This window comes from Pseudomonas sp. PDM22 (assembly GCF_014851965.1).
Taxonomy (GTDB): domain Bacteria; phylum Pseudomonadota; class Gammaproteobacteria; order Pseudomonadales; family Pseudomonadaceae; genus Pseudomonas.
In genome coordinates this window covers 993736-1013737 of the sequence record NZ_JACVAR010000002.1, presented here as the reverse complement: position 1 = coordinate 1013737, position 20002 = coordinate 993736, and the positions used below count along the sequence as shown (strand labels likewise).

17 protein-coding genes are annotated in these 20002 nt (G+C 62.0%); 9 read left to right on the top strand and 8 right to left on the bottom strand.

What is annotated here, in order from left to right; all coding sequences use genetic code 11:
• The first annotated feature begins 157 nt into the window (after window positions 1-157).
• From IB255_RS10290 to IB255_RS10280, 3 genes are all read left to right on the top strand, one after another.
• Window positions 158-958 (top strand): dienelactone hydrolase family protein, encoded by an 801-nt coding sequence (locus tag IB255_RS10290; protein ID WP_081518071.1) that lies wholly within the window; start codon window positions 158-160, stop codon window positions 956-958.
• Window positions 959-1195: 237 nt separating this feature from the next.
• On the top strand, window positions 1196-1918 hold the full coding sequence (locus IB255_RS10285) for a 4'-phosphopantetheinyl transferase family protein (protein ID WP_192210218.1): 723 nt from the start codon (window positions 1196-1198) through the stop codon (window positions 1916-1918).
• 220 nt (window positions 1919-2138) lie between these two features.
• Window positions 2139-3512, top strand: coding sequence for an OprD family porin (locus tag IB255_RS10280; protein ID WP_192210216.1), 1374 nt, complete (start codon window positions 2139-2141; stop codon window positions 3510-3512).
• 139 nt (window positions 3513-3651) lie between these two features.
• Here the strand turns inward: IB255_RS10280 and modC are convergent, their stop codons facing one another.
• Genes modC through modA form a run of 3 tightly spaced genes read right to left on the bottom strand, consistent with a single transcriptional unit; the run spans window position 3652 to window position 6216 of the window.
• Window positions 3652-4755, bottom strand: coding sequence for a molybdenum ABC transporter ATP-binding protein (gene modC / locus IB255_RS10275; protein WP_151186428.1), 1104 nt, complete (start codon window positions 4753-4755; stop codon window positions 3652-3654).
• Between the two features lie 7 nt (window positions 4756-4762).
• A complete protein-coding gene (gene modB / locus IB255_RS10270; protein WP_192210360.1) occupies window positions 4763-5449 on the bottom strand; it encodes a molybdate ABC transporter permease subunit in 687 nt (228 codons plus the stop codon).
• Window positions 5450-5460: 11 nt separating this feature from the next.
• On the bottom strand, window positions 5461-6216 hold the full coding sequence (modA, locus tag IB255_RS10265) for a molybdate ABC transporter substrate-binding protein (protein WP_192210214.1): 756 nt from the start codon (window positions 6214-6216) through the stop codon (window positions 5461-5463).
• Window positions 6217-6342: 126 nt separating this feature from the next.
• On the opposite strand from modA, the gene IB255_RS10260 reads away from it, so the two are divergent.
• A complete protein-coding gene (locus IB255_RS10260) occupies window positions 6343-6771 on the top strand; it encodes a TOBE domain-containing protein (RefSeq protein ID WP_192210212.1) in 429 nt (142 codons plus the stop codon).
• A gap of 218 nt (window positions 6772-6989) precedes the next feature.
• On the opposite strand, the gene IB255_RS10255 is transcribed toward IB255_RS10260, so the two are convergent.
• Genes IB255_RS10255 through IB255_RS10245 form a run of 3 tightly spaced genes read right to left on the bottom strand, consistent with a single transcriptional unit; the run spans window position 6990 to window position 9880 of the window.
• A complete protein-coding gene (locus IB255_RS10255) occupies window positions 6990-8615 on the bottom strand; it encodes an ATP-binding protein (protein WP_081518065.1) in 1626 nt (541 codons plus the stop codon).
• Complete coding sequence (locus tag IB255_RS10250) at window positions 8612-9172, bottom strand: GNAT family N-acetyltransferase (RefSeq protein ID WP_192210210.1); 561 nt, start codon at window positions 9170-9172, stop codon at window positions 8612-8614. Before IB255_RS10250 ends, IB255_RS10255 begins: the two co-directional genes overlap by 4 nt.
• A 3-nt stretch (window positions 9173-9175) precedes the next feature.
• Window positions 9176-9880, bottom strand: a complete 705-nt coding sequence (locus IB255_RS10245) for a response regulator (RefSeq protein WP_192210208.1) — start codon at window positions 9878-9880, stop codon at window positions 9176-9178.
• A gap of 770 nt (window positions 9881-10650) precedes the next feature.
• Between IB255_RS10245 and IB255_RS10240 the strand changes: the two genes are divergently transcribed.
• The 4 genes from IB255_RS10240 to IB255_RS10225 all read left to right on the top strand — a co-directional run bounded on the left by IB255_RS10240 (window position 10651) and on the right by IB255_RS10225 (window position 17377).
• Entirely contained in the window at window positions 10651-13539 is a 2889-nt protein-coding gene (locus IB255_RS10240) for a ribonucleoside-diphosphate reductase subunit alpha (RefSeq protein WP_081518062.1), read from the top strand.
• Between the two features lie 238 nt (window positions 13540-13777).
• A complete protein-coding gene (locus IB255_RS10235; RefSeq protein WP_192210206.1) occupies window positions 13778-15025 on the top strand; it encodes a ribonucleotide-diphosphate reductase subunit beta in 1248 nt (415 codons plus the stop codon).
• 132 nt (window positions 15026-15157) lie between these two features.
• On the top strand, window positions 15158-16675 hold the full coding sequence (locus IB255_RS10230; RefSeq protein WP_192210204.1) for a P-loop ATPase, Sll1717 family: 1518 nt from the start codon (window positions 15158-15160) through the stop codon (window positions 16673-16675).
• Window positions 16676-16909: 234 nt separating this feature from the next.
• Entirely contained in the window at window positions 16910-17377 is a 468-nt protein-coding gene (locus tag IB255_RS10225) for a Bro-N domain-containing protein (protein ID WP_192210203.1), read from the top strand.
• Between the two features lie 1033 nt (window positions 17378-18410).
• Here the strand turns inward: IB255_RS10225 and ycaC are convergent.
• Window positions 18411-19040 carry an isochorismate family cysteine hydrolase YcaC gene (ycaC, locus tag IB255_RS10220; RefSeq protein ID WP_192210201.1) on the bottom strand — a complete coding sequence of 210 codons (630 nt, stop codon included), beginning with the start codon at window positions 19038-19040 and terminating at the stop codon, window positions 18411-18413.
• Window positions 19041-19395: 355 nt separating this feature from the next.
• Here ycaC and IB255_RS10215 point away from each other — a divergent pair, with 355 nt between their 5' ends.
• Entirely contained in the window at window positions 19396-19617 is a 222-nt protein-coding gene (locus IB255_RS10215) for a DUF1654 domain-containing protein (protein ID WP_024763117.1), read from the top strand.
• A gap of 55 nt (window positions 19618-19672) precedes the next feature.
• Here the strand turns inward: IB255_RS10215 and IB255_RS10210 are convergent, their stop codons facing one another.
• Entirely contained in the window at window positions 19673-19996 is a 324-nt protein-coding gene (locus IB255_RS10210) for a hypothetical protein (protein ID WP_081518058.1), read from the bottom strand.
• Window positions 19997-20002 lie beyond the last annotated feature (6 nt).

The following is a 20002-nucleotide window of genomic DNA, read 5'->3' as shown; positions in this document are numbered from 1 at the left end:
GTAGACGAGGCTGTCGGACTTTTCATCCATACGGCTTCCCCATCTTCTGGCGGACAACCGCGCCCTTGAGCGGCCGCGTACAGGCTGCACAGGCGTTTTCCGCATCAGCGGCTATCGTCATGGTTTCCGCCATCCGCCATCGCCACGGAGAAACCTCATGCGCCTGCTCACTGCCTTGCTGCTATTCGCCTTCGCGGCCAGCGCTTCAGCCGCGATCAAGACTCAGGAAATCCCCTACGAATCCACTGACGGCACGAAGATGATCGGTTACTTCGCCTACGACGACGCCAAGTCCGGCATCCGTCCCGGCGTCATCGTCGTCCACGAATTCTGGGGCCTGAACGACTACGCGAAAAGCCGCGCGCGGCAGCTCGCCGAACTGGGCTACAGCGCCCTGGCCATCGACATGTACGGCGAAGGCAAGCACACCGACCATCCCAACGATGCCAAGGCCTTCATGGCCGAGGCGCTGAAGAATGCCGACGCCGCCAAGGCGCGCTTCCAGGCCGGCCTGGAGCTGTTGAAGAAACAGCCGCAGACCGACCCGAGCAAGATTGCCGCGATCGGTTACTGCTTCGGCGGCAAGGTGGTACTGGACATGGCCCGCGCCGGCCTGCCGCTGGCCGGCGTGGCCAGCTTCCACGGCGTGCTGGCGACCCAGACGCCGGCGCAGCCGGGGCAGATCAAGGCGAAGATACTGGTCGAGCACGGCGGCGCCGACACCCTGGTACCGGCCGAGAGCGTTGCGGCATTCAAGACAGAAATGGACAACGCCAAGGCCGACTACAAGCTGGTGATCCAGCCTGGCGCCAAGCACAGCTTCACCAGCCCGGACGCCGACAAGCACAAGGGGCACGGCCTGGACGTGGGCTACGACAAGACCGCCGACCAGAAGTCCTGGGCGGACCTGCAGGCGTTCTTCAAGGAAATCTTCGACGTCAAACCGGACGCGTCATAAATCGCAGGCAATAAAAAACGGGAGCCCATTCGGGCTCCCGCACTCAATCAAGTGTCTAAGGTCAGAGCCCGCCTTGGCGGCACTCCAACAACAACCTCACCTGCGTCCCCTAGGGAACGCGGCGTGCAGTGTGACAAAGCTTGTCAGACGAATCCGTACGCCTTTGGTGAAGGTTTGCAAACGAATGTAAGTGCCGCGTGACTGGTGAGCCACGTTCTGGCGCGGCAGAATGCTCCCATGACTGCCCTCCCCGACTTCTGCACCCCCCTCGATGCCGACTGGCCCCTGCCCACCCCGCTGGCAGGCATTCAATTGCGCAGCACCCGCTTCGACCGCCGGCGCCTGCAGGCCGGGGACTTTTCCCTGAGCCAGGTCGAGGCGCCGGCCAACATCCAGCGCTCCGTCGCCAAGCGCCAGGCCGAGTACCTGGCGGGGCGCATCTGCGCCCGCGCGGCATTGCTGGCCGCAGGCTCGACGGCCTGGGTACCGGGCACCGACGAGGAACGTGCGCCGGTCTGGCCGACGGGCTTCTGCGGCTCGATCACCCACGGTGACGGCTGGGCGGCGGCCATTGTCGCCCGCGACAGTTGCTGGCGCGGGCTCGGCCTGGACGTGGAGAACCGCCTGGAAACCGCACGAGCGGAGCGACTGGCCGCTGAAATCCTCACGCCGGACGAACTGGCGCGCCTCGACCCACGGCAGGCGGCGCTGCAGGTCACCCTGACCTTTTCCCTCAAGGAAAGCCTGTTCAAGGCGCTCTTCCCGCTGGTGCGCAAGCGCTTCTACTTCGAACACGCCGAGCTGCTGAGCTGGTCCGCCGGGGGCCATGCGCGCCTGCGTCTGCTCACCGACCTGTCGGAGGAATGGCACCACGGCAAGGAGATCGACGGGCAGTTCAGCCTGTTCGATGAACGCCTGCTGAGCCTGGTGGCCATTCCTTCGGTCAAGGGCAGCGCCTGACCGCCGCGACTGACAGACACATCTGAAAGTCTTGACTTAAAAGTCAGAATTTGGCGTCATGCACGCCATCCAGACGTCCCCGTACCTCTTTTGATCCTCAGATTTTGCCTTCAGAGGAATCGTCAGCAGGCCTATCGGTATATAGAATCTTATACAGCCAAACGGCAACGTCTGGTTCTTGGGGTCCCCACAAAAAGAAATGACCATCGGAGCAAACGTAATGACCAGAAACACCCTGGCGCTCGCCATTGCCGCCAGCTCGCTCGGCCTCATCGCGCAATCGGCACACGCCGGCGGCTTCATCGAAGACAGCAAGGCCAGCCTGACCCTGCGCAACTTCTACATCAACACCGACAACCGCAACGGCCCCGCCTCGCCCAGCAAGCAGGAAGAATGGGGCCAGGGCTTCATGCTCAACTATTCCTCGGGCTTCACCCAGGGCACCGTGGGCTTCGGCGTCGACGCCCTGGGCCTGCTCGGCGTGCGCCTGGACGGCGGCGGCAAGTCCGGCAAGGCCGGCGTGGATCGCCAGCCCGGCACCATCTTCCCGCTGGAGAGCGATGGCAGCGCCGTCGACGAATTCAGCAGCCTCGGCATGACTGCCAAGGCGAAGATCTCCAAGACCGAATTCCGCTACGGCACCCTGCAGCCCAAGCTGCCGGTGGTGGTCTACAACGACGCCCGCCTGCTGCCGATGACCTACGAAGGTGGCCAGGTCACCTCCACCGACATCGACAACCTGACCCTGACCGGCGGCCAGCTGACCCACACCAAGGGCCGCAACTCCACCGACTGGCGCAGCATGTCCATCGCCGGCGCCAACGGCAGCAGCGCCTCTTCGCGCGACAGCAACAAGTTCTACTTCGCCGGCGGCGACTACAAGGCCAGCAAGAACCTGACCCTGTCGTACTACTACGGCGAGCTGGACAACTTCTACAAGCAGAACTACCTCGGCCTCGTCCATAGCTTGGCTGTAGGAACGGGTACCCTGAAGTCCGACATCCGCGTCTTCATCAGCGATTCCGACGGCAAGAACGGCAGCGCTTCCGGCCGCGCCGACGGCTACGTCAGCAGCGGTTACTACGGCGGCAACAGCCTGAAGGGCGAAGTGGACAACAACGTCTACAGCGGCATGTTCACCTACTCCCTGGGCGGCCACAGCATCGGCGCCGGTTACCAGACCATGACCGGCGACAGCGACTTCCCCTACCTCAACCGCGGCGACGGCGAAGGCACCAGCACCTACCTGATCTCCGACGCCCAACTGCTGAAGTTCAACCGTGCCGGCGAGCGCACCTGGATCGGTCGCTACGCCTATGACTTCGCCGACCTCGGCATGCCCGGCCTGACCTTCAGCGTGCTCTACCTGAACGCCGACAACATCGACACCAAGCAAGGCGACAAGGGTGAGTGGGAACGCGATATCGCCCTGGGCTACGTGGTCCCGGAAGGCACTTTCAAGGGCCTGGGCCTGGCCTGGAAGAACGCCGCCATGCGCAGCGGCCTGCCGGCAACCAGCACCGCGGGCGTGCCGAGCCAGCGCGATCAGGACGAGAACCGCCTGATCGTCAGCTACACCATTCCGCTGCTGTAAGGCGTGGAGTGAAACGAAAAAGGGCGGCCACTGGCCGCCCTTTCTGTTTCTGATCTATCCGCAAAGCTGGACGTCAGGAGGCATCTGCAGGATGGCGTGGAGCGCAGCGATACCCATCCTACGAGAGGCAGGCGCAGTCTCAGGCCAGCAACGCCACCGATTTGATCTGCGCCCAAACTTCCTGCCCGGCGTGCAAGCCGAGTTGGTCGTGGGAGTAGCGGGTGATCCGCGCCAGCAGCGGCGTGCCGGCCACATCCAGCTTCACCAGCAGGTGCGCCGGGTTGTCCGTCGGCACTATCTCGACCACCGTCGCCGGCAGCACGTTGAGAATGCTGCTGTGGGCCGCCGGCTCCAGGCTCAGGCTGACGTCCCGCGCCTGCACCTTGATGCGCAGCGCCCTGCCCTTGTCCATCGGCGCGTGGGCCAGGCGAATGCGCTGCTCGCAGTGCGGCAGCGCCAGGGTCAGCAACCCGTAGTCGGCGTTGTGCCCCAGCACCTGGCCGTCGATTACCACGCCGGCGTCTTCCAGATGGGAGATGGGCAGGTCGGTGCGCGCCAGGGTTTCCACTACCGGGCCACTGGCGATGGCCTTGCCCTGGTCCAGCAGCACCAGGTGATCGGCCAGCCGCGCCACTTCATCCGGCGAGTGGCTGACATAGAGAATCGGGATATCCAGCTCGTCGTGCAGGCGCTCCAGGTACGGCAGGATTTCCGCCTTGCGCTTGAGGTCCAGCGCCGCCAGCGGCTCGTCCATCAGCAACAGGCGCGGGCTGGTCAGCAACGCGCGGGCCATGCCGACACGCTGGCGTTCGCCGCCGGAGAGGTGCCCCGGCATGCGCTCCAGCAGATGACCGATGCCCAGCAGCTCGGTGGCTTGCTCCAGCTCGACTCGGTGCTGGTCGCGCGGCACGCGCTTCATGCCGTAGGTGAGGTTGCGCTTCACCGACAGGTGCTCGAACAGATTGGCGTCCTGGAACACATAGCCCAGTGCCCGTTTGTGCGGCGGCAGGAACACGCCGCTGGCGCTGTCCTGCCAGACCTCGCCGTTGACCACCAGCCGGCCGAGCGGCGCGCGCTCCAGGCCCGCCACGCAGCGCAGGCAGGTGGTCTTGCCGGAGCCGGAATGGCCGAACAGTGCAGTCACACCCTTGCCCGGCAGCTGCAGGTCGACGTCGAGGCTGAAGCCCGGATAGGCGATCTGGAAGCGGGCCTCGATGGCACGCGCGGAAAGCTCTTGCGACATGCCCACCTCAGGCCCAGGCCGACCGGCCGCGGCGACTCGCGTAGAGCGCCAGCAGGACGAAGAAGGAGAAGATCACCATGCCGCCGGCCAGCCAGTGCGCCTGGGCGTACTCCATGGCCTCGACGTGATCGAATATCTGCACCGACACCACGCGGGTCTTGCCCGGGATGTTGCCACCGATCATCAGCACCACCCCGAACTCGCCCACCGTGTGGGCAAAGCCGAGGATGCTGGCGGTGATGAAGCCCGGCCGCGCCAGCGGCAGGACCACGGAAAAGAAGGTATCCAGGGGGCTCGCGCGCAAGGTCGCGGCGGCCTCCAGCGGCTTGTTGCCGATGGCCTCGAAGGCGTTCTGCAACGGCTGCACCACGAAGGGCAGCGAATAGAACACCGAGCCCACCACAAGCCCGGCGAAGGTGAACGGCAGACGCCCCAGCCCCAGGCTCTCGGTCGCCTGGCCGATGACGCCGTGAGGCCCCATGGTGATCAGCAGGTAGAAGCCGATCACCGTCGGCGGCAGCACCAGCGGCAGCGCCACCACCGCTCCCAGCGGACCTTTCAGCCAGGAGCGGGTGCGCGACAGCCACCAGGCGATCGGCGTGCCGATCAGCAGGAGGATCAAAGTGCTCAGGGCGGCCAGCTCGATGGTGAGCCGGATGGCCAGGAAATCCTCCTGCGTGAGGGGCATCGCTATTCCTTGAAGGCTTAGAGTTCGTAACCGTAGGACTTGATCACCGCAGCGGCCTTCGGCCCTTTCAGGTACTCGACCAGCGCCTTGGCGGCGGCACTGTCCTTGCCCTTGTTGAGGATCACCGCGTCCTGGCGGATCGGGTCATGCAGGTCGGCCGGGACGATCCAGGCGGAACCGCTGGTCACCTTGCCATCCTTGTAGATCTGCGACAACGCCACGAAGCCCAGCTCCGCGTTGCCGGTGGAGACGAACTGGAAGGCCTGGGTGATGTTCTGGCCTTCGACGATCTTGCCGGCGACCTTGTCCTTCAAGCCGAGCTTGTCGATCACCTGGGTCGCTGCCAGGCCGTAGGGCGCGGCCTTCGGGTTGGCGATGGACAGGTGCTTGTACTCATTCTTCTTCAGCACGTCGCCCTTGGCGTCGACGTAGCCGTCCTTCGCCGACCACAGCGCCAGGGTGCCCACGGCATAAGTGAAGCGCGAACCGGGGACGATTTCCTTCTCTTCCTCGAGTTTCTTCGGCGTGGTGTCGTCGGCGGCGAGGAAGACCTCGAACGGCGCGCCGTTCTTGATCTGGGTGTAGAACTGGCCGGTGGCACCGTAGGCGGCGACCAGCTTGTGGCCGGTGTCCTTCTCGAAGTCCTTGGCGATCGCCTGGATCGGCGCGGTGAAGTTGGCGGCGACGGCAACCTGCACTTCATCGGCCAGGGCCGAGTGCAGGGTGAAGCAGGAAGCGACCAGCAGGGAAAGACTTGCGAAGCGGTGTTTCATCGTGAGGCTCCAGTGGGTGTTGTTTTAAAACTTCGATCTGTCAGGACTGGTCTATAAACTCGGTTCAGCCCCGTGTTACGTCCGGCGATAAGTCGGCCATTCAAAACGTTCAAGGAGAGTCAGTTCATGAAGGTCAGTGCACGCAACGTGTTCAAGGGCAGCGTCAAGCAACTGCGCAACGGTGCGGTCAACGCGGAAGTCGTGGTTGCCCTGCCCGGCGGCAGCGAGCTGGTGGCGATCGTCACCGAGGAAAGCGTGAAGAGCCTGAGTCTTGCCCAGGGCAAGGAAGTCATCGCGCTGGTTAAGGCGCCCTGGGTGATGCTGATGACCGAGGCCGACGGCATCCGCCTGTCCGCGCGCAACTGCCTGGCCGGCACGGTGAAATCGGTCACCGACGGCGCGGTGAATGCCGAAGTCGTGCTGAGCCTGCCGGGCGGCACCGACGTGGTGGCCGTGGTCACCCGCGATGCGGTCAGCGAGCTGGGCCTGGCGGCCGGCGTGAAGGCGACTGCAGTGATCAAAGCGTCCCATGTGATCCTCGGTGTTCCTGCCTGAAACCCTGTGCGGGCCTGTCGCTGACAGGTCCGCCTGCCGTGCCTGCAAGCGATCGTTATAGCAAAAATTACATAACGATACCGGTGACTCTGCAATACCCCCTAAGAGAGAGTGATCCCGGAAGGGCTATTTACCGTAGGGAAGGCATGCAGAGTGACGCGGCGACTGCCATCCACCCGTGATGGCACCGCAGCATTCTGCATTTTTTGACTTCAAGGTCAAATACTGTCTTCGACCTTCGGCGCCTGGCGGCGTGGCCACATCAGCGTGAAGCACGCGCCGCCCAGCACTTCGCTTTTGGCGATCTGCGCGCGGCCGCCGTGCCAGTGGATGATCCGCCGCACGATGGAGAGCCCCAGCCCATGCCCGCCGGTAACCCGCGCGCGGCTGTCGTCGGCGCGGAAGAACGGCTGGAACAGCCGGTGCCACTGCGCTTCCGGCACGCCGGGGCCGTCGTCCTCCACGTCCACCTGGCAGCGGTCCACGCTCACCCGGTAACTGATGCGCACCCGCCCTTCGGCGTAGCGCAGCGCATTGGTCATCAGGTTCTGCAGCGCGCGATGCAGGTAGCGCGGCTCCGCCTCGATCCAACTGCCCTGGTCGAACGGCACCAGTGCACCCGCCTCGCAGGTGACGGTGATTTCCCGGCGCAGCGGGGCGATCTCCGACACCACTTGCTCCACCAGCGCGCCCAGCTCGATACGCTGGTAGCTCAGCGCCGGCGAGCCCTGCTCCAGCCGCGCGTAGGTGAGCATCTCGTCCACCAGCTGGTCGAGGTCCTGGATGTCGCCATCCATGCCTTCCATGTACTTGCGCCGGGCCTTGTCGGTCTCGGCGGACTCGATCATCTCCAGCCCGAAGCGCAACCGCGCCACCGGCGTGCGCAGCTCGTGGGACACCGCGCGCACCAGCTCGCGCTGCACCGTCAGCAGCAGGTGCAATTGCTCGGCCATGTGGTTGAAGGCCCCGGCGAGGCGCCCCACCGAGTCCGCGCCGCGTACCTCCACGCGGGTATCCAGGCTGCCGCGGGCGATGCGCGTGGCAGCAGACTCGAGGCCGCGCAGGCGCTGCTCCAGGCCGCTGATCAGCAGGTACAGGGTCAGGCCGATCAGGGTCAGCGCGACCACCACGATGATCGTCAGCAGCTGCGGCGGGTACGGGTTCATCTGGTAGATCGGCCCCAGTTCCAGCACCCAGGGCGTGTCGAGGATGCCGGAGAGCACGCGGATCGAATCGCCGCCCTTGCCCAGCGCCATCACCGTGTCGCCCTCCTCCACACGACGGCTCTGGTCGTCGTCCAGATCGACTTCCTTCAGACGCAGCAGGTGCACCTCGAAGCCGAAACGCTTGTCGCGGACGATGCGCGCCAGGTGATAGGGCTGCTCGCTGGCCGGGTAGCGCTTGAGCTCGTCCATCAGCAGGTAGATGGTGGCGCGCGCCAGCTGCTCGCTGACCTGCTCCACCTCGCCGGTGAGGACCAGCCCTTCCGCTGCGCTCACCTGGGTCATCACCTTCACTTCATGGGGCGCACCGGCCTGCACCAGCACCTGGTCGTTCATCAGCCGCGCCCGGCTGCGCCCTTCCATGCCCAGCGCGTCCAGGCTGGTGAGCTTCAGCGGGATGCCCAGCAGGCGGCTCCACTGGCTCAGCGCACGCTTGCGGTCCACCTCGCTCATGGGCAGCAACTCATCCGCCATCAGGCGGAAGGTGCCGCGCGCCAGGTCCTCGCGGTAGCGCTCACCACGCACGTCGTTGACCAGGTGCAACGTCAAAACCGCCAGCGCGGCGACCGCCACCAGGGTCAGCAGCATGCCGCCGTAGATGCGCAGGAAGATGGATTTCATGGCCGGGACTCTGCCGCTGGCGCGAGCAACCCATAGTTGTCCAGGCTGAGGAACGCCCCGTCCTTCACCTCGCACTCGCGGCGCCGGCCTTCCAGCGTGAACCCCTGGCGCAGCAGCAGGCGGCCGCTGGCAAGGTTCTCCGTTTCCACCTCGGCCTCGATGCGGTGCACGTTCATTTCGCGGAAGGCGTGGCGGAAGATCAGCGGCAGGCACTCGCCCATCACGCCCTGCCCCCAGTGCTCGGGCAGCAGCCAGTAGCCCAGTTCCAGGCGCCGATGTTCCTGCTGCCAGTTGTTGAAGCCGCAGCCGCCGAGGATGTCCTCGGGCGCATCCGGCCGGCAGATCGCCCACCAGATGCCGCTGCTTTCCTTATGGATGCGCTCGAACCATTCCATCTGCTCGCGGGTGGCTTCCAGCGTCGCGTAGGAGACGCCGTAGTAGCGGATCACCTCGGGATGCGACAGCGCGCGGAACACCGCCGGCTGGTCGGCATCGGTGAAAGCCCGCAGGCGGAAGCGTTCGCCGTGCAGCTCGGGGAACGGTGGCACGGCGCTCACGGCTCAGAGTTCCCCGACGAACAGGTAGCCCTTGCTGCGCACCGTTTTGATCAGGCGCGGGTGCATCGGGTCGTCGCCGATCTTCGGGCGGATGCGCGAGATACGCACGTCGATGGAGCGGTCCTGGCCGTCGTACTCGATGCCGCGCAGGGAGTTGAAGATTTCCTCGCGGGAGAGGATGCGCCCGGCGTTGGCCGCCAGCAGCCAGAGCAGGTCGAACTCGGCGCTGGTCAGCTCGATGGTCTGCTCGTCCAGCCAGGCCTCGCGCATCGCGTTGTCGATCACCAGCTTGCCGAAGGTCAGGCGCTTGCCGCCCACCACAGGCGCGGCTTCGGCCGGCTCGCTGCGGCGCAGCAGGGCGCGGATGCGCGCCAGCAGCACGCGCGGGCGCACCGGCTTGCACACGTAGTCGTCGGCGCCCATCTCCAGGCCCTGCACCTGGTCCATGTCGTCGGTACGCGCGGTGAGCATCAGGATCGCCCCGTCATAGTCCGGGCGCAGGCGCTTGCAAATGGACAGCCCATCCTCACCCGGCAGCATCAGGTCGAGCACCACCAGGTCCGGCCGTTCGGCCAGCACCCGCTCCACCGCCTTGCCGCCATGGGACTCGATGGACACCGTCAGGCCGTTGCTCTCCAGGTAATCCTGGGTCAACTCGGCCAGTCGCTGGTCGTCCTCGACGATGAGAATGCGCGCTTCTTGTTCCACCTTGCCTCCTGATGCGCCATGAGCGAGCACGGGCCCCCTAACTATAGAGAGCCCGCAAAAGCGGCCGGCATTGTAGCCAGATTGCCAGCGCCGCCGCACGCCAACGGCGTAAACAGGCATTACGCAAAAAGGTCAAGGGCTGCTGCGCCAGAAACACTACATATTGTGGTAATGTTCCTCCCCGTGCAGCGCCCCCTACGCGTGTGAAAAATCTGTCGCCAGGCACGACGAACGGTGAAAGGCAGACAGCATCAGGGATAGCGCGAGTTACCCCGCTTCACCCACATTCCATGCACATTTTATCCACAGCTTTTCCCCGTCTCCCCGCCTTGCAAACACCCCCTTAGCGCATTATCTTGTATCCCCGTTGCGGTATACCCCTACATCTTGGGGTTGCAGCAGCGAACCGGACACAAGAAGAAAGTCGAAATCCCGAGCCTGTTCCACGGCTCCTCCGGTTCCACCACAACGTATTCCAGACGTACTGATGTGCCAGGCGGGCCCACCCGCAAGGAGCGATTCATGTCGATGGAAATGCGGTACGGGTGTTGCAACGTAACGTTCAACACCACTAGGTATTGTGGTCCCGGCCCGTAAAGCCGGCACCCGAGATGGGCCAGGGAGGCGCTTCGGGTCATTCCCCCTGTTCCAGAAGAATTCCAGCTCGCGGCTGCAATCGCGGGCGACTGCTCTTTTTGCTCTTTTTATCTAGGAACGGCGCCCCGGCGTCAGCAACACACCAAATTACGAGAACGTGGAGACAACCACCCATGCAAATCGACACCACTCGCGAGAACCCGCAGGCCGCAGCGCCCACGGCCGCCGAATCCGCTCAGGATCTGGCTGCCACTGCGCCCGGCCAGCTGCGCGTGATCAAGCGCAACGGCACCGTAGTTCCCTACACCGATGACAAGATCACCGTAGCCATCACCAAGGCGTTCCTCGCCGTGGAAGGCGGCACCGCCGCCGCCTCGTCGCGCATCCATGAGACCGTGCGCCGCCTGACCGAACAGGTCACCGCGACCTTCAAGCGCCGCATGCCCTCCGGTGGCACCATCCACATCGAAGAAATCCAGGACCAGGTCGAACTGTCCCTGATGCGCGCCGGCGAGCAGAAAGTCGCCCGCGACTACGTGATCTACCGCGAAGCCCGTGCCAACGAGCGCAAGACCGCCGGCACCGCCAGCGACATCGCCCAGCCGCACCCGAGCATCCGCATCACCAAGGCCGACGGCAGCACCCAGCCGCTGGACATGGGCCGCCTGCAGACCATCATCCGCGAAGCCTGCGAAGGCCTGGCCGAAGTCGATGGCGCCCTGATCGAACGCGAAACCCTGAAGAACCTGTACGACGGCGTAGCCGAGAAGGACGTCAACACCGCCCTGGTGATGACCGCCCGTACCCTGGTCGAGCGCGAGCCGAACTACTCCTACGTCACCGCCCGCCTGCTGATGGACACCCTGCGCGCCGAAGCCCTGGGCTTCCTGGGCGTCGCCGAGAGCGCCACTCACCACGAGATGGCCGACCTCTATGCGCAGGCCCTGGTCGCCTATGTCGAGAAAGGCTCCGAGTTCGAGCTGATCGACAGCAAGCTCAAGGGCTACGACCTGGCCAAGCTGGGCGCCGCGATCAACCACGAGCGCGACCAGCAGTTCACCTACCTCGGCCTGCAGACCCTGTACGACCGCTACTTCATCCACAAGGACGGCATCCGTTTCGAACTGCCGCAGGTCTTCTTCATGCGCGTGGCCATGGGCCTGGCCATCGAAGAGAAGGACCGTGAAGCTCGCGCCATCGAGTTCTACAACCTGCTCTCCTCGTTCGACTACATGTCGTCCACCCCGACCCTGTTCAACGCCGGCACCCTGCGTCCGCAGCTCTCCAGCTGCTACCTGACCACCGTTCCGGACGACCTGTCGGGCATCTACAACGCCATCCACGACAACGCCATGCTGTCCAAATTCGCAGGCGGCCTGGGCAACGACTGGACTCCGGTCCGCGCGCTGGGCTCCTACATCAAGGGCACCAACGGCAAGTCCCAGGGCGTGGTTCCGTTCCTCAAGGTAGTGAACGACACCGCCGTCGCCGTCAACCAGGGTGGCAAGCGCAAGGGCGCCGTCTGCGCCTACCTGGAAACCTGGCACCTGGACATCGAGGAATTCCTCGAGCTGCGCAAGAACACCGGTGACGACCGTCGCCGCACCCACGACATGAACACCGCGAACTGGATTCCGGACCTGTTCATGAAGCGCGTCTTCGACGACGGCAAGTGGACCCTGTTCTCCCCGTCGGAAGTTCCGGACCTGCACGATCTGACCGGCAAGGCCTTCGAAGAGCGCTACGAGTATTACGAAGCCCTGACCGAGTACAACAAGATCAAGGTGTTCAAGGTCGTCCAGGCCAAGGACCTGTGGCGCAAGATGCTCTCCATGCTCTTCGAGACCGGCCACCCGTGGCTGACCTTCAAGGACCCGTGCAACCTGCGCAGCCCGCAGCAGCACGTGGGCGTGGTCCACAGCTCGAACCTGTGCACCGAGATCACCCTGAACACCAACAAGGACGAGATCGCGGTCTGCAACCTGGGCTCGATCAACCTGGTCAACCACATCGTCGACGGCAAGCTGGACACCGCCAAGCTCGAGAAGACCGTGAAGACCGCCGTGCGCATGCTCGATAACGTTATCGACATCAACTACTACTCGGTCCCGCAGGCTCGCAACTCGAACCTCAAGCACCGCCCGGTAGGCCTGGGCATCATGGGCTTCCAGGACGCGCTGTACCTGCAGCACATCGCCTACGGCTCCGACGCTGCCATCGAGTTCGCCGACAAGTCCATGGAAGCGGTGAGCTACTTCGCCATCCAGGCTTCCTGTGACCTGGCCGACGAGCGTGGCGCCTACGAGACCTTCGACGGCTCCCTGTGGTCCAAGGGCATCCTGCCGCTGGACTCCCAGCAGATCCTCATCGAAGCCCGTGGCCAGAAGTACATCGACGTCGACCTGACCGAATCCCTCGACTGGGCTCCGGTACGTGCCCGCGTACAGAAAGGCATCCGTAACTCGAACATCATGGCCATCGCGCCGACCGCGACCATCGCCAACATCACCGGCGTATCGCAGTCCATCGAGCCGACCTACCAGAACTTGTACGTGAAATCGAACCTCTCCGGCGAGTTCACCGTGATCAACCCCTACCTGGTTCGCGACCTGAAAGTGCGCGGCCTGTGGGACCCGGTCATGGTCAACGACCTGAAGTACTACGACGGCTCCGTGCAGCAGATCGAGCGCATCCCGCAAGACCTGAAGGACCTGTACGCCACCGCCTTCGAAGTCGAGACCAAGTGGATCGTCGACGCCGCCAGCCGCCGCCAGAAGTGGATCGACCAGGCCCAGTCGCTGAACCTCTACATCGCCGGCGCCTCGGGCAAGAAGCTTGACGTGACCTACCGCATGGCCTGGTTCCGTGGTCTGAAGACCACCTACTACCTCCGTGCCCTGGCCGCTACCAGCACCGAGAAGTCCACCATCAACACCGGCAAGCTCAACGCCGTGTCGGCCGGTGGCAACGAAGGCCTGCAAGCCGCCGCTGCCGAGCCGCAGCCGGCTCCGGTCCCTCAGGCTTGCTCCATCGACAATCCTGATTGCGAAGCCTGCCAATAAGGTGAGCGCGCCGCGAAAGCGGCGCTGACACCGAAACGGCAGACCGCACGGACTGTCCCCTCTCCCTCTGGGAGAGGGCTAGGGTGAGGGGCTCTTCCGGGCCCCTTTTCCCCACCGAACAACAGCCTCCTCCGCCGCGCACCGCGCAGGACGGAAGACGCACAAGCTCTTAGCGTGCACCACACGCCACCAGACATCAGGCCGCCCTAGAACGGCCATCCAGAACAGGAGAGGACCCATGCTGAGCTGGGACGAATTCGACAAAGAAGACGCCACCGAAGCCAAGGCCGCCCCGGCCGTCGCCCAGGCCGCCGCGCACAACGCTGACAAACTCGACGCCGACGCCGCTGGCTCCGTCGAAGAAGCGCGCGCCGTATCCGCCGACGACTCCGACGCCGTCGCCCGCGCCAAGCAGGCCCTCGACGCCCTGGACATCCAGGAAGGCCTGGACGATCTCGAAGGCTCCGCCGCCCGCGTACAAGTCGGCGACAAGCAGATGATCAACGCCCGCGCCGACCTCAACCAGCTCGTACCCTTCAAGTACGACTGGGCCTGGCAGAAGTATCTGGATGGTTGCGCCAACCACTGGATGCCCCAGGAAGTGAACATGAACGCCGACATTGCCCTGTGGAAGAGCAAGGACGGCCTGTCCGAAGACGAGCGCCGCATCGTCATGCGCAACCTCGGCTTCTTCTCCACCGCCGACTCCCTGGTCGCCAACAACCTGGTGCTGGCCGTCTACCGCCTGATCACCAACCCCGAGTGCCGCCAGTACATCCTGCGCCAGGCCTTCGAGGAAGCGATCCACACCCACGCCTACCAGTACTGCATCGAGTCGCTGGGCATGGACGAGGGCGAAATCTTCAACATGTACCACGAGATTCCTTCGGTCGCTAAGAAGGCGTCCTGGGGCCTCAAGTACACCCGCTCGATCTCCGATCCGAAGTTCGAAACCGGCACCCCGGAGACCGACCGCCAGTTCCTGCGCAACCTGATCGCCTACTACTGCGTCCTGGAAGGCATCTTCTTCTACTGCGGCTTCACCCAGATCCTCTCCATGGGCCGCCGCAACAAGATGACCGGCACCGCCGAGCAGTTCCAGTACATCCTGCGCGACGAGTCCATGCACCTGAACTTCGGCATCGACGTGATCAACCAGATCAAGATCGAGAACCCGCACCTGTGGGATGCCCAGATGAAGGACGAGGCCACCCAGATGATCCTCCAGGGCACCCAGCTGGAGATCGAATACGCTCGCGACACCATGCCGCGCGGCGTACTGGGCATGAACGCCGCGATGATGGAGGACTACCTCAAGTTCATCGCCAACCGCCGCCTGACCCAGATCGGCCTCAAAGAGGAATACCCGGGCACCAGCAACCCGTTCCCGTGGATGAGCGAAATCATGGACCTCAAGAAGGAAAAGAACTTCTTCGAGACCCGCGTGATCGAGTACCAGACCGGCGGCGCGCTGAGCTGGGACTGACGGAAGTAGTAGCACCACCGCAAGTCAAGACCATTAGAAACGCTGTAGACCGAAATGGATTTTTGGGGCAGTGATAAAAAGACAAAGCCCCGCCTAGTGCGGGGTTTTTTTTAATACAAAATGGGAGAGATCATGGGAGTCCTCAACTGGCTGTCAAAGGTTGGCGAAGTAGCCGCAGAGAATGACCTAAACCTGCATCACTATTTCTATGACGCTGGAATTTCCAGAGAGATCGTAGTAAGCGACAGAATGTATCTTATGCTTGGTCGAAAAGGTGCAGGAAAAACTGCCGTATATAAGCACCTCACAGACCCAAATTGCGACTTATTCACGAAAAGCAGCGACATCGTTATACCTCTCTCACTTTCTAGCTACAGCTGGAATGCACATGCACTGCTTGCGAACAGAGAGAAAGCTGCTGGTTTCGAGCAGAAAGACTCTTGGCGCTTTATCCTTTCCGTTGAGGTTATCAAGGCATTCTCTGAGAAGCTTAAAGAGGAAGGAGCCCCTGCTTCAAAGCCTATTAAAAAAGCACAAAATATTCTTGAAAAGCTTTTCAGCGAACCCACCCCTTCGTGGTTTTCAATACTTGGCGAAAAACTCTACTCACTAGCCCATATCAAACTCCCATCTTTGGAGAGCGACGACCTTCAGATATCCGCAAATGGCGGGGAAGTCAGCTTCGAAGAAATAAAAGAAGACAAGAACCTCTTAAGTAGCTTAAACAAGAACATAGACGGCCTCACCATATATCTTGAGCAACTAATCAAGACCGAAATCAAAGATAGAAGAATTTTCCTTATCTTTGACAGACTTGACGAAGGCTGGGTAGATGCATCTGCGAACTCTTGCAAAGAGATCATAAGTGGATTAATTCATGCTAGCGATGACTACACTCAAAGATTCAGCGGAAAGGTAAGACCAATTATTTTCCTCAGGGAGGACATCTTCTCCGTCCTTGATATAAATGACAAAAACAAACACCTAGAGGACTTTGGAAAAACCTTAACATGGAACCAAGACACTCTAGAAAAATTAGTTCTTCGCAGAATTAAATATTACGCCGGACTGCAAAACATCGAAGCGCCCTCATCCTTAGATGAGTTATTCGATAAAACAGAAATGCGAAATAGAAATCGCCCAAAGAACTACATACTGGGCAGAACATTCTACCGCCCACGTGACATAATTTGCTTTATGAACCGTCTCCTCACCACAATGCGGGAAGAAGCCCAAGAAGAAAGCGAACTTCTCAACTATGATACCTTGAGAGCAGAGGACGTTTACAGTGCAGAACCAGGATATAGTGAATGGCTGTACAAAGAGCTTCACGACGAGTGGAGAGTACAGCGACCAGACCTCTTTGAGAACATAGACAGTCTTCAGAATATTGGATATTCAATATTCAACACCGACTCTTTTTTCGACCAACTAAAATCAAAAAACCCCGAAATAACACGAACAAATTTCAGAGAAAATCTGAAGTTCATGTATGACAACTCGATTATTGGATTCAAAAAGGGTGACAATAAATGGCGATTTAAATGCCATCGTCCCACTCAAGGATTCCAAGATGAACAGACATACAAAGTTCACCCAGGACTTATCAGACATCTCGGTCTAAAAGAGTCCTCCGAAGACAGCTATTAATGCCCAAAGTCTTCGGTGCATGAGTCTTAACACTTATGTACCGAAGCTTGACATCTAGAAAAAATTTTATAGCTTCTATCCAGCGCCTAAGAAACGCTTCACGTAGCGGCAATACTGCTCCCGAAAGCAGCGGTGTACCCATTGAGGAAATGGATATGCCCCTCCCTCTTTGCCTTCACCCCGAAAGCGCTTCGCTGTACCTGTCCTCTTCTCCCTCCTACCCGGAGGTGCGCCATGTCTGAAGAGGTCCTGACCCCCACCGAATTCATCCGCCACAAGCGCCTGCTGCGCGCCGTGCTGCTGGAAGACCAGTGCTGGTTCTGCGCCCACGACCTGGGCCGGCTGATCGGCGTTCCATGGCTGGCCGAGCGCGTGGAACGCAACCTGGACGACGACCAGTTCCGCCGCGCCTGGGTGCGCGATGGCAGCGGCGATTACGTCGATGAGCTGCTGATCAGCGAGTCGGCGGTGTATGCGGCGTTGATTCACTACTTCCATCCGGAGAATCGCAGCGTGCGGCAGTGGTTGTCGCTGCATGTGATTCCGGCGTTGCGGGACCAGCATCGGCTGGATGCTGGCGAGCCGAGACGGGAGCTCCTGCGGGGGGCGACGACGTTGTCGGTGTTGAAGTGGCAGGGTGTGACCTGGGTGCCCTACCAGAACTGGCCCGAGCTGAGCCTCGGGCCGGAGAGCAAGACGTAGGATGGTGTGGAGCGGAGCGATACCCATCGCTCTGCTCTTCCGTTGACCGGCTGACTCCCCTGTAGGAGCGGGCCATGCCCGCGATCCGCCGGCAGGGCCGGCGTCTGTTTCTGCGCCGGTGTTGGTCGGTTGCTTGGGAATGGGTGTTTCTGCGCCGCTTCGGCGTGCGCGCGGGCTTCTTGTTTCGCCCCCTCGGGCGAGTCCCTTTTGGCAAACGCCCCAAAAGGAACTAAAAGGTCTTGCCCCTGCCATCCGGCTTTTCGCTTCGCGAAAAGTACCCTCGGTTCCTCGGAGTTTCAGGGGGCCGCCGCGAAGGGCCATCCATGGCCAGTCGCGGCTTCCGCGGCATCCATGCCGCTCTCCCCCTGAAACTCCGATCACCTTCGGCCTCCTGAAAGGGGCACTTCGGAGTGTGCGGACGTTTCTCTGGAAGACTTTAAAAGAAAGTGCAGGAGCCAAGAGCTGTTCGCGAGCAAGCTCGCTCCTACAAAGTCCAAACGTCTCGATCTGGCTTTGGCTTTGGCCCTGGCTCTGAAAGACTTCCAGAGAAATACCCGCGCACTCCGAACGGCCCCGTTCAGGAGGCCTCGTTGAATTGGAGTTTCAGGGGTTGAGCGACATGGATGTCGCGAGAGCCGCGATGGGCCAGGGATGGCCCTTCGCGGCGTGCCCCTGAAACTTCGATTCAACGAGGGAATTTTTCGCCTATGCGAAAAACCGGATGTCCGGGGCAAGACCTTTGCCTACTTTGGGGCGTTTGCCAAAGTAGGTCGCCCGAGGGGGCGAAACCCAATACATCCGCGCACGCCAAAGCGACGCTGAACACCCAACGAGAAGCATCCCCGCTCCTGCAAAGGGCACCGCATCGCAATGGGCCCAGGTGAGAGCGAAGTCCGCCGCGAGGGATTTCGCGGACAAGGTCCGCTCCTACGGGGAAATTCCGTGCCATGCGGTTCGCGAGCAAGCTCGCTCCTACAAAAAAGCAAAAACCGGAGCCCCCAACGGAGGCTCCGGTTTTCATTTCAGCGGGCTGTTACTTGCCAGCTGCAAACGCGTTGTAGCTGGTCATCAGATTCCGATAATCCGGAATGTGGTTGGAGCACAGCGCCGCCAGCCCTTCGACATCGTTGCGCCAGTCGCGGTGAAGCTCACAGGCCACGCCGAACCAGGTCATCAGTTGCGCACCGGCGGCTTCCATCCGGCGCCAGGCGGCGTCGCGGGTCATCTCGTTGAAGGTGCCGGACGCATCCGCCACCACGAAGACGTCGAAACCTTCCGCCAGGGCCGACAGCGCCGGGAACGCCACACAGACCTCGGTCACCACACCGGCGATGATCAGCTGCTTCTTGCCGGTGGCCTTCACCGCTTTCACGAAGTCTTCGTTGTCCCAGGCGTTGATCTGGCCAGGACGGGCAATGTACGGCGCGTCGGGGAACTGGGCTTTCAGCTCGGGAACCAGCGGGCCGTTGGGGCCTGTTTCGAAGCTGGTGGTAAGGATGGTCGGCAGGTTGAAGAATTTGGCCAGGTCACCCAGCGCCAGCACGTTGTTCTTGAACTTGTCCGGATCGATGTCGCGGACCAGCGAGAGCAGACCGGCCTGGTGGTCGACCAGCAGTACGGCGGCGTTGTCTTTGTCCAGGCGGTTGTAGGTGGCGTTGGTCATGGTGAAATCCTCGATTTGCTTTCAGTGGGTGCCGGCTGGGCCGGGAAGGTTTGGACTCGTTTGCAGTGCGTCACTGCATGGAACAAAGATTAAATTCGGCACCCTTTATCCACCAGACGGCAAAATTCACTTCTAGCGTTCCATTTTCAGAACGATAGCAACCAGACACCCCGCAAACCCACAGCTCCCAGGGGCTGCGCCCCTGAGCAAACGCCGACCATCACTCCAAGCACCGCCCCAGAGCCCCCGATTTCACGTCCTTCAGAAATCAGCCTACCAACGATCACCCAGGCCTTTACAAGAAATACTGTATTTACATACAGTATTTCCATCCACCCCGAACCGGAGGCCTCCCATGCACGCCGCAACCTACAATCAGCTGTCCGCCCGCGTGAACGCCCTGCTGGCAGACCCGACCACCCTGAAGAACCTCGGCATCACCCTGCGCCGCGAACCCAGCGACGACTCCGCCGCCTGGAGCCAACTGGTCACCGACCTGCGCCAGGCCCCGAACCTGACCCTGCTGCCCCTGCAGGACGGCGCGATCCGACTGGCCTGGCACAGCTGGCTGGATTGATCGGCGAGAGGGAAAGCGAATCAGGATGGACCACAAACACCCCATCCCAGGTGACTTACGGCGAGCTGGTCCGCGCCGTATCGGCGATGGCGTTGCAGGTGGTGGGGTTGAGGCAGTAGGTGATGTAGGTCGCCTGCTTGTTACAGCCGCGCACGCCGATGGTGTATTCGGTGCGCTCCATGGCACGGCGCACCTGGGTGACCTTGCTCGACAGCACGCTGCTGGTGACCGACTCGCAATTGAGCTCGAACTTCGCCCGTGATTCAGTGGCACTGATCGCGGCCTGCTGGTTCGAGGCAAGGAACTCTTCGTTGCTCATGCAACCGGACAACGCGGCGACAGCAGCCAGCACCGGCAGGGACAGCGGTAGACGTTTCATGAAGAC